Source organism: Staphylococcus schweitzeri (assembly GCF_002902405.1).
In the GTDB taxonomy this organism is placed as follows: domain Bacteria; phylum Bacillota; class Bacilli; order Staphylococcales; family Staphylococcaceae; genus Staphylococcus; species Staphylococcus schweitzeri.
The window spans coordinates 107,433-119,280 of record NZ_PPQS01000047.1 but is presented as its reverse complement, the minus strand read 5'-3'; the positions used below and the strand labels follow the sequence as shown (position 1 = coordinate 119,280).

5 protein-coding genes are annotated in these 11,848 nt (G+C 33.1%); all 5 read left to right on the top strand.

Annotated elements, in window-relative coordinates; genetic code table 11:
* Positions 1–188 precede the first annotated feature (188 nt).
* The 5 genes from rocF (at position 189) to CD116_RS11645 (ending at position 11,785) form a co-directional block, all read left to right on the top strand.
* The gene (gene rocF / locus CD116_RS11665; RefSeq protein WP_047551053.1) at positions 189–1,097 is read left to right on the top strand and encodes an arginase; all 909 of its coding nucleotides are present in this window, start codon (positions 189–191) and stop codon (positions 1,095–1,097) included.
* Positions 1,098–1,284: 187 nt separating this feature from the next.
* Positions 1,285–2,094 (top strand): diadenylate cyclase CdaA, encoded by an 810-nt coding sequence (cdaA, locus tag CD116_RS11660; RefSeq protein ID WP_000347894.1) that lies wholly within the window; start codon positions 1,285–1,287, stop codon positions 2,092–2,094.
* 1 nt (position 2,095) lies between these two features.
* Entirely contained in the window at positions 2,096–3,028 is a 933-nt protein-coding gene (locus tag CD116_RS11655; protein ID WP_047551051.1) for a CdaR family protein, read from the top strand.
* Between the two features lie 26 nt (positions 3,029–3,054).
* A complete protein-coding gene (gene glmM / locus CD116_RS11650) occupies positions 3,055–4,410 on the top strand; it encodes a phosphoglucosamine mutase (protein WP_047450373.1) in 1,356 nt (451 codons plus the stop codon).
* Positions 4,411–4,687: 277 nt separating this feature from the next.
* The gene (locus CD116_RS11645; protein ID WP_047551048.1) at positions 4,688–11,785 is read left to right on the top strand and encodes a SasC/FmtB family protein; all 7,098 of its coding nucleotides are present in this window, start codon (positions 4,688–4,690) and stop codon (positions 11,783–11,785) included.
* The last annotated feature ends 63 nt before the right edge of the window (positions 11,786–11,848 follow it).

Genomic DNA, 11,848 nt, shown 5'->3' with positions numbered 1-11,848 from the left:
AGAGCATCTGACTTTTAATCAGAGGGTCAGAGGTTCGAATCCTCTATGGCTCACTACTTGCACTTTCCATTTTGGAAAGTGCTTTTTTTATTTCATATATATTTGGGATAACTGTAAAAAAGGTATTGCTTGATTATAGTAAGCGCATACATTATTCTGGATTTATGTAGAGCAAAGGGGGAGCGCTTATGAGTAACAAAAAATTAATAGATATTATTGGTGTACCATCAACATTTGGACAAAGAAATCTAGGTGTTGATTTAGGACCAACAGCAATTAGATATGCTGGTTTAATTTCACGTTTAAAACAATTAGATCTTGAGATTTATGATCAAGGGGATATTGAAGTACCACCAGTAGATATAGAAAGATTTCAAAGTGAGCAAAATGGTTTGAGAAACTATGCTGAGATATTAGAAGTTACTAAAAAACTTAATAAACAAGTATCAAAATCAATAAATAATAATAGATTTCCTTTGGTGCTCGGAGGTGATCATTCTATCGCGGTAGGTTCTGTTTCAGCTATAAGTAAGCATTATAATAATTTAGGAGTAATTTGGTATGATGCTCACGGAGATTTAAACGTTCCAGAAGAATCTCCAAGTGGAAATATTCATGGTATGCCTTTACGAATTTTAACAGGTGAAGGACCTAAAGAATTACTAGAATTTAATGAAAATGTAGTGAAACCAGAAAATATCGTTTTAATTGGTATGAGAGATTTGGATAAAGGGGAAAGACAATTTATTAAAGATAATGACATTAAAACTTTTACAATGGCAGATATAGATAAGCTAGGTATAGAAGAAGTTATTGAAAATACATTATCATATTTAAAGTCGCGAAATGTTGATGGTTTGCATTTATCATTAGATGTTGATGCATTGGATCCATTAGAAACTCCTGGAACAGGAACTAGGGTTTTAGGAGGTCTTAGTTATAGAGAAAGTCATTTTGCATTAGAATTATTGCATCAATCACAATTAGTAACTTCTATGGATTTAGTAGAAGTTAACCCGTTAATAGATCACAATAACCATACTGCAGAGCAGGCTGTCTCTTTAATTGGAACATTTTTTGGTGAAACATTGTTATAAATGAGTGATTTGTAGTGTATAAAGTATCTTTCACTTTTTGCACTACTTTTTTTAATTTAATAAAAAGAAATGACTACTTAAAAACTTTAAAATAATTTTTTTAAATTTAAAAATGTGTTCGTATGACAGTGCTGTAAATGATTGGTATAATAAATATTATGGAAAAATATTACCCGGAGGAGATGTTATGGATTTTTCCAACTTTTTTCAAAACCTCAGTACGTTAAAAATAGTAACGAGTATCCTTGATTTATTAATTGTTTGGTATGTACTTTATCTTCTTATTACAGTCTTTAAGGGAACCAAAGCGATACAATTACTTAAAGGGATATTAGTAATTGTTATAGGTCAACAGATTAGTATGATATTAAACTTAACTGCGACATCTAAATTATTCGATATCGTTATTCAATGGGGAGTATTAGCTTTAATAGTTATATTCCAACCAGAAATTAGACGTGCGTTAGAACAACTAGGTCGAGGTAGCTTTTTAAAACGTTATACGTCAAATACGTATAGTAAAGATGAAGAAAAATTGATTCAATCTGTTTCAAAAGCCGTGCAATACATGGCTAAGAGACGAATAGGAGCATTAATAGTCTTTGAAAAAGAAACAGGTCTACAAGATTATATTGAAACAGGTATTGCAATGGATTCAAATATTTCACAAGAGTTATTGATAAATGTTTTTATACCTAATACACCTTTACATGATGGTGCGATGATTATTCAAGGTACTAAGATAGCTGCTGCAGCAAGTTATTTACCATTGTCTGATAGTGCTAAAATCTCTAAAAGCTTAGGGACAAGACATAGAGCTGCTGTAGGCATTTCAGAAGTATCTGATGCATTTACAGTCATCGTATCTGAAGAAACAGGTGATATTTCAGTGACATTTGATGGGAAATTGCGCCGAGACATTTCAAATGAGATTTTTGAAGAATTGCTTGCTGAACATTGGTTTGGCACACGTTTTCAAAAGAAAGGTGTGAAATAATATGCTGGAAAGTAAATGGGGCTTAAGATTTATTGCCTTTCTTTTGGCATTGTTTTTCTTTTTATCTGTTAACAATGTTTTTGGAAATATCTTTAATACTGGCAATCTTGGTCAAAAATCAAATAAGACGATTCAAGATGTACCAGTTGAAATTCTTTATAATTCAAAAGATTTACATTTAACAAAAGCACCTGAGTCAGTTAATGTTACTATTTCAGGTCCACAATCTAAAATATTAAAAATTGAAAACCCGGAAGATTTAAGAGTTGTTATTGATTTAACGAATGCAAAAGCAGGAAAATATCAAGAAAAATATCAAGTTAAAGGGTTAGCTGATGACATTCATTATTCCGTTAAACCTAAAGTAGCTAATATTACACTTGAAAACAAAGTCACAAAGAAAATGACTGTTCAACCAGATGTAAGTCAAAGTGATATTGACTCATTATACAAAATTACAAAACAAGAAGTGTCTCCTCAAACTGTTAAAGTAACTGGTGGAGAAGACCAATTGAAAGAAATTGCATACTTAAAAGCAACATACAAAAGTAATAAAAAAATTACAGGTGACACAAAAGATGTTGCAGATGTAACTGCATTTGATAAAAAATTGAATAAACTAAATGTCTCAATTCAGCCTAATGAGGTAAATTTACAAGTTAAAGTAGCACCATTTAGTAAAAAAGTAAAAGTAAATGTTAAACAAAAAGGTAGTTTAGCAGATGATAAAGAATTAAGCTCAATTGATTTAGAAGATAAAGAGATAGAAATCTTTGGAAGTCGTGATGACTTGCAAAATATAAGCGAAGTGGACGCAGAAGTAGATTTAGATGGTATTTCTGAATCAACTGAAAAAACTGTTAAGATTGATCTGCCAGATGGTGTAACTAAAGCAGAGCCAAGTGAAACAAAAGCTTATATCAATATAAAATAAATAGCTAAAATAAAGGAGAGTAAACAATGGGAAAATATTTTGGTACAGATGGAGTAAGAGGTGTCGCAAACCAAGAATTAACACCTGAATTGGCATTTAAATTAGGAAGATATGGTGGTTATGTTTTAGCACACAACAAAGGAGAAAAACATCCTCGTGTACTTGTTGGTCGTGATACAAGAGTTTCAGGTGAAATGTTAGAATCAGCGTTAATAGCTGGATTGATTTCAATCGGCGCAGAAGTTATGCGTTTAGGAATTATTTCAACACCGGGTGTTGCATATTTAACACGTGAAATGGGTGCAGAATTAGGTGTAATGATTTCAGCTTCACATAATCCAGTGGCAGATAATGGTATTAAGTTCTTTGGATCAGATGGTTTTAAATTATCTGATGAACAAGAAAATGAAATTGAAGCATTATTGGATCAAGAGAACCCAGAATTACCTAGACCCGTTGGTAATGATATCGTACATTACTCAGATTACTTTGAAGGTGCGCAAAAGTATTTAAGTTATTTAAAATCTACAGTCGATGTTAACTTTGAAGGCTTAAAAATTGTTTTAGACGGAGCAAATGGCTCAACATCATCACTAGCACCGTTTTTATTCGGTGACTTAGAAGCTGATACTGAAACAATTGGTTGTAGTCCAGATGGTTACAATATTAATGAAAAATGTGGATCGACACATCCTGAAAAATTAGCTGAAAAAGTATTAGAGACTGAAAGTGATTTTGGACTTGCTTTTGACGGCGACGGAGATAGATTAATCGCAGTAGATGAAAATGGACAAATCGTCGATGGCGATCAAATTATGTTTATAATTGGTCAAGCAATGCATAAAAACCAAGAATTAAACAATGATATGATTGTTTCTACAGTGATGAGTAATTTAGGTTTCTATAAAGCCCTTGAACAAGAAGGTATTAAATCAAATAAGACAAAAGTTGGAGATAGATACGTTGTTGAAGAAATGCGTCGTGGAAATTACAATCTTGGCGGAGAACAATCAGGACATATTGTTATGATGGATTATAATACTACAGGTGATGGATTATTAACAGGAATTCATTTAGCTTCAGTTATTAAAATGACCGGAAAATCTTTAAGTGAGTTAGCAGCACAAATGAAGAAATACCCACAATCTTTAATTAACGTACGTGTAACTGATAAATATCGCGTAGAAGAAAATGTTGATGTAAAAGAAGTTATGACAAAAGTTGAAGTAGAAATGAATGGAGAAGGTAGAATTTTAGTGAGACCATCCGGTACTGAACCATTAGTTCGTGTCATGGTTGAAGCGGCAACTGATGAAGATGCTGAACGATTTGCTCAACAAATAGCTGATGTAGTTCAAGAGAAAATGGGATTAGATAAATAATTTTGTGATGATAATAAACCGATGCAAATGCATCGGTTTATTTGTACTTGCAGAAATTATTTATACTATAATCGAAAATGATATAAAAGGAATAAAAACAAAGTAATCAATATGTAATATAAAATTCACTGGTACTCAATATATAATGATGATAAAATTAATTTTAATTAGATAGAATTATTCTGTCTTTGATAAGATGGAAGAAAGCTGTTTATATTAAAAGTTGATTAAGTGACATCATTTAACAGCAAGAATAATCAACCAGGAGGATAACTTAATGAATTTATTCAGACAACAAAAATTTAGTATTAGAAAATTTAATGTCGGTATTTTTTCAGCCTTAATTGCAACTGTTACATTTATATCTACTAACCCGACAGCGTCTGCAGCAGAGCAAAATCAGCCAGCACAAAATCAAGCAGCGCAATCAGCTGATGCTAATACACAGCCTAACGCAAATGCTGGTACACCAGGAGGAGCACAGGCTCAACCAACAGCACAGCCAGCGGGAACTCCAGCAAATCAAGCTGGACAAGCAGATACTAATGCACAACAACCAGGACAAGGAAATAATCAAACGGCACCTGCTAATAATGCAACACCTGTCAATCAAACACAACCAGCAGTGGCTCAACCAGCGGCACCTGTAGTGTCAAACTCACAAACACAAAATCCAAATGCCAGCAATACAGGTGAAGGTAGTATCAATACAACATTAACATTTGATGATCCTTCAATTAAAACTGATGAGAATAGACAAGATCCAGCCGTAACTGTTACAGATCATGTAGATGGATACTCTTTAATTAATAACGGTAAAATTGGTTTCGTTAACTCTGAGTTAAGACGAAGTGACATGTTTGATAAAAATAGTCCTCAAAATTATCAAGCAAAAGGAAACGTGGCTGCCTTAGGTCGTGTTAAAGCAACTGATTCAACAGACCATGGTAACTTTAACGGTATTTCAAAAACTGTAAATGTTAAACCAGATTCAGAATTAATTATCAATTTTACTACAATGCAAACTAATAGTAAGCAAGGTGCAACAAACTTAGTTATTAAAGATGCTAAGAAGAATACTGAATTAGCAACTGTAAATGTAGCTAAGATTGGTACTGCACACTTATTTAAAGTACCTACTGATGCTGATCGTTTAGAATTACAATTTATTCCAGACAATACAGCAGTTGCAGACGCTTCAAGAATTACAACAAATAAAGACGGTTACAAATACTACTCATTCATTGATAATGTGGGATTATTCTCGGGGTCTCATTTATATGTCAAAAATAGAGATTTAGCACCGAAAGCTACAAACAATAAAGAATATACTATAAACACTGAAATTGGTAACAATGGTAATTTTGGTGCATCTTTAAAAGCGAATCAATTTAAATATGAAGTAACCTTGCCTCAAGGTGTAACATATGTTAATGATTCATTAACTACAACATTCCCTAATGGTAATGAAGACAGTACAGTAATGAAAAATATGACTGTTAATTATGATCAAAATGCCAATAAATTAACATTTACAAGTCAAGGTGTGACAACAGCACGTGGTACCCACACAAAAGAAGTTTTATTCCCAGATAAAACATTAAAATTATCATATAAAGTTAATGTTGCGAATATCGCTACACCTCAAAATATAGATTTTAATGAGAAATTAACATATCGTACTGCTTCAGACGTTATTGTTGGTAATGCACAACCAGAAGTTACATTAACAGCTGATCCATTTTCAGTTGCAGTTGATATGAACAAAGATGCATTGCAACAGCAAGTTAATTCACAAGTTGATGATAGTCATTACACAACAGCTTCTATTGCAGAATACAATAAACTAAAACAACAAGCGGACACTATTTTAAATGAAGATGCTAACCATGTTGAACCTGCAAATCGTGCATCTCAAGTAGATATAGATGGTTTAGTAACTAAACTACAAGCTGCATTAATCGATGATCAAGCAGCCATTGCAGAGTTAGACGCTAAAGCACAAGAAAAGATTTTAGCAGCTCAACAAAGTACAAAGGTTACTCAAGATGAGATTACTGTACTAGTAACTAAAATTAACAATGATAAAAATAATGCAATCACAGAAATTAATAAACAAACAACAATCCAGGGTGTAACAGCTGAAAAAGATAATGGAATTGCAGTGTTAGAACAAGATGTAATTACTCCAACTGTTAAACCACAGGCGAAGCAAGATATTATCCAAGCAGTTACAACACGTAAACAACAAATTAAAAAGTCTACTGCATCATTGCAAGAAGAGAAAGATGTTGCAAATAAAAATATTGGTGCCATTGAGACAAAGGCAATTAAAGATATTGATGCAGCAACAACTGATGCACAAGTAGAATCAATAAAAGCTAGAGCAATAAATGATATTAATCTAGCAGAGCCAGCAACAACTGCTAAAACGGCTGCTTTAGATGAATATAATGAAGTAGTTCAAGCACAAATTGATTCAGCATCTTTAAATCCTGATGCAACAACAGAAGAAGTGCAAGAGGCTATTGATCGTATTAATGCTGCAAAAAGTGCAGGTGTAAAAGCCATTGAAGCAACGACTACAGCTCAAGAATTAGAAACTGTAAAAGAAGCTGAAATAACTAAAGTAGAAAATATTACTGATTCCACTGAAACAAAAATGGATGCATATAGAGAGGTTAGACAAGCAGCAACAACGAAAAAAGCTGATAATTCAAATGCCACAAATTCTACCAATGAAGAAATTGAAGAAGCAAATAATGCTGTGGATGCTGCCCAAACAGTAGGATTGAAAGAAATTCAATCAGTTAAAACAAAACAGCAAGTAGCAGATAAAAAAGCAGAAGTTTTAAATAAAATTAACGCGATTCAGCCAGTAGTTAAAATTAAACCTGAGGCAGAAGCAGAAGTAGTACATGCATATAACACGCGTAAACAAGAAATTCAAAATAGCATTGCTTCAACTAGCGAAGAAAAAGAAGTAGCATATGCACAATTGGATGCTAAAAAACAAGAGACAAACACAAATATTGATGGAGCAAATTCAAATAGTGAAGTTGCAACAGCTAAAGACAATGGCATTGCTGCAATTAACCAAATTCAGGCAGCAACAACTAAGAAATCTGATGCCAAAGCGGAAATAGCTCAAAAAGCTAGCGAACGTAAAACAGCAATTGAAGCAATGAATGCTTCAACTACTGAAGAACAACAAGTTGCCAAAGATAAAGTTGACCAAGCAGTAGTTACTGCTAATGCTGATGTTGATAACGCAGCAACTAATACTGATGTAGATAATGCAAAAACTACAAATGAAGCTACAATTGCTGCAATTACACCAGATGCAAATGTTAAACCAGATGCAAAACAAGCGGTTGCTGATAAAGTACAAGAACAAGAAACAGCGATAGATGCAAATAGCGGTGCAACGACTGAAGAAAAAACTGCTGCAAAACAACAAGTTCAAACTGAAAAGGCTACAGCTGATGCAGCAATAGATGCAGCACATTCAAATGCGGAAGTTGAAGCGGCTAAAAATGCAGAAATTGCTAAAATTGAAGCAATTCAACCAGCTACAACAACGAAGGATGATGCAAAACAAGCAATTGCTACGAAAGCGAACGAACGTAAAGCAGCAATTGCCCAAACACAAGACATTACGACTGAAGAAATTGAAGCTGCTAATGCTGATGTAGATAATGCAGTGACGCAAGCAAATAGCAACATTGAAGCTGCAAATAGTCAAAATGATGTAGACCAAGTGAAAACAACAGGTGAAAATAGTATTGATCAAGTTACGCCAACAGTTAACAAAAAAGCAACAGCGCGTAATGAAATCACAACAATTTTAAATAACAAATTGCAAGAGATTCAAGCAACGCCAGATGCAACGGATGAAGAAAAACAAGTAGCAGAAACTGAAGCAAATACTGAAAATACTAAAGCAAATCAAGCAATTGCAGCTGCTAATACAAATGCAGAAGTCGATGAAGCGAGAGCGAATGGGGAAGCTGCTATTAATACAGTAATGCCAAAAGTTGTGAAAAAGCAAACGACTAAAGATGAAATTGATCAATTGCAAGCTGCACAAACAACAGTTATTAATAACAATCAAAATGCTACAAATGAAGAAAAAGAAGCTGCAATTCAACAATTATCAACAGCAGTTACAGATGCGAAGAATACTATCATAGCTGCAACTGACAATAATGGTGTTGACCAAGCCAAAGAAGTCGGTATAAACACAATTCAAAATATACAACCAGCAACAACAGTAAAAGATAATGCAAAAGCGGAAGTAGACCAAGCTGTAACAACTCAAAATCAAGCTATTGATAATACAACAGGTGCTACAACTGAAGAGAAAAATGCAGCAAATGATTTAGTAACTAAAGCTAAGGAAAAAGCTTATCAAGATATTTTAAATGCACAAACAACAAATGAAGTAACGCAAATTAAAGATCAAGCGGTTGCTGATATTCAAGTTATTACAGCAGATACGACAATTAAAGATGTTGCAAAAGATGAATTGACAACTAAAGCAAATGAGCAAAAAGCTATCATTAATCAAAATAGTCAAGCGACAACAGAAGAAAAAGAAACAGCAATTCAACAAGTGGATGCACAATTAACACAAGGTAATCAAAATATTGAAAATGCACAATCTATTGACGAGGTAAATGTAGCAAAAGATAATGGAATTCAATCAATAGAGCAAATAGCTCCAGCAACAACGGTTAAATCAGATGCTAAAGCTGAACTTGATACAATATTTAACAATAAAGTGACTGAAATTCTTAATGATACAGTAACTACAAATGATGAAAAAGATCAAATTGTAAAAGGACCAATTAGAGCAAATTCAGAAGGAAGAAAAAATATTGATCAAGCGCAAACGAATGCCGAAGTAGCACAAGCGAAATCAGATGCTGAAACTATTATTCAGCAAACACAAATTGTAGGCGTTAAAAAGGCCACAGGTAAAAGTGATATTGAGGCATACGCTGAACAAAGAAAAAATGCAGTTGAACAAACACCAAATGCCCCACAGCAAGAAATTGAAGACGCTAAACAAGAAATAACACAAATTCTTGATGAAGGTAAAAACAATATAGATATAGCTAATTTTGATGCAGATGTCGATAGAATAGTAGATGAAACAAAAGCTAAATTAGATAAAGTTAAAACATTTGGCGTACTTAAAACTGAAGCCCTAGCTAAAATTGATGATTTGTATAATGCTAAAGTAAGACAAGCTGAGTCATCCAATGAATCAACAACTAGTGAAATTGATGAAGCCAAACAAAAGCTTGCAGAGTTAAAACAACAAGCAGAAGACAACATTAATCAGGCTACTGATAAAAATCAAATAGAAACAAACCTTTATAGGGGAGAAAGCAGTATCGAAGATTATGAGATACCTGCCACTAAAAAAATAACAGCAACAAACGAATTATATGCATATGCTGACCAAAAGAAAAATAATATTTCTGCTGATAATAATGCAACTCAAGATGAAAAACAACAAGCTATCAATCAAGTTAATCAAGTAGTTCAAACTGCATTAGAAAGTATTAATAATAGTATAGATAATAGCGATGTTGATGATGCTTTAATGCAAGGTAAAGCTGCAATTGATGTGGTACAAGTTGCTGCTATTGTTAAGTCAAAAGCAAGTCAAGCGATTGATGTTAAAGCTGGGGAAACTAAAGAATCAATTGATCATAGTGACCAATTAACTACAGAAGAAAAAACTGAAGCATTAACAGAAATTAGACAAATTACAGATCAAACTAAAACAAGGATTACAGATGCAACTACATCTGCCGAAGTTGAAAAGGCAAAAGCTCAAGGACTTGAAGCATTTGATAACATTCAAATCGACTCAACACATAAACAACAAGCGATTGAAGAGTTAGAAACAGCATTAGATCAGATTGAAGAGCAAGTAAATGCCAATATAGATGCTACAACAGAAGAAAAAGCAGCATTTACAAATACTTTGGAAGACATTTTATCGAAAGCAACTGAAGATATTTCTGAACAAATAACGAATGCAGAAGTAGAAACTGTGAAAAATAGTTCACTTGAAAAGCTTAAAGCACAACAATTGAGTCCAGAAACTAAGAAAAATGCTTTAAAAGAGATTGAAACAGCTGTTAACAAGCAAAAGGAAACAATTAATAATACAGATGTAAATAAAGTAGCGAAAGAAACTGCAATAAATGATTTAAATAGAAGTTATGATAGATTTGTTGAGGAATTGGCTAAAACACAATCAAATGCTGAAGTTGCAGAATTAAAAAATGTAACGATACCTTCAATTGAAGCGATTGTGCCACAAAACGATTCAGATGTTAATGAAACTAATAGTAACTCAGATAATGATGTATCAGCAAATTCAAGGGATAACGAAGCATCAGATAATGCTGAACAAACTAATTCAGTTGAGACATCAAATAATAGTAATGTAGATGCACCAACAGATAATGTAACAACTGAAAAACCAGCAACAGAAACAAATAATAATGCAGCAACAGATGAAAGTGGCACAACTACTAACAAGAATAGTTCATCAACAGATGTAAATACTAACACATCAGCTATAACTGAGAACACAGGTACAACATCAGCAACTGAAGAAAATATTGAACCATCAACAAATGATTCAAATCAAAATCCTAAAGCAGTTAATAGTGTTGATATCGAAAAAGATAATGATAAAGTTGAACAGTCAAAATCTGAAGTTACATCTAATTTAGATAAAGATGGCAAAGATTCTACTAATCAAAGTATGGTTGAAGATACAAATGAAACATTATCTTCAGAAGACGCAACTGAACCAAAAGCAACTTCTGAATCTTCAACAGATAATGAAGAAAGAAAAGGAAATCAATCTGATTTTGCACAACCTAAGTCTGACAATAAAGTAGCATCAATAGAAGCAGATGAAGCAACAAGAAATGTTGATACTGACTCATCAAATAAATCAGTAACACTATCAAATTCTGAATCTAAGGGTAAAATGACTTCAAATGATGTTAGACAACAAGATGGAGTAGTATCAGCAACTGAAGAAGATACAGGTAAAGGTGTACAAAATGACGACGTGAAGGCAGCAGTATCATCACTTTCTTATGAAAGTAATCGAGTTAATTCAGATATGAATAAAATATCTAAGTCTGATTTAAGCACAGTCAATGCAAAATCAACTCAACAAGGCAATAATCATAAAGCTAAGCAAAAATCTAAAGCGTTACCAGATACTGGTATGACACATAATGATGAGCTACCATATGCTGAATTAGCACTTGGTGCAGGCATGGCATTCTTAATTAGAAGGTTTACTAAGAAACATCGTCAAATAGAAGAATAAAAAGTATTCGAAGTTGGTCTCAAGCCATATTAGAGTGAAAAAGTTCTTACGAAAACAACCCAG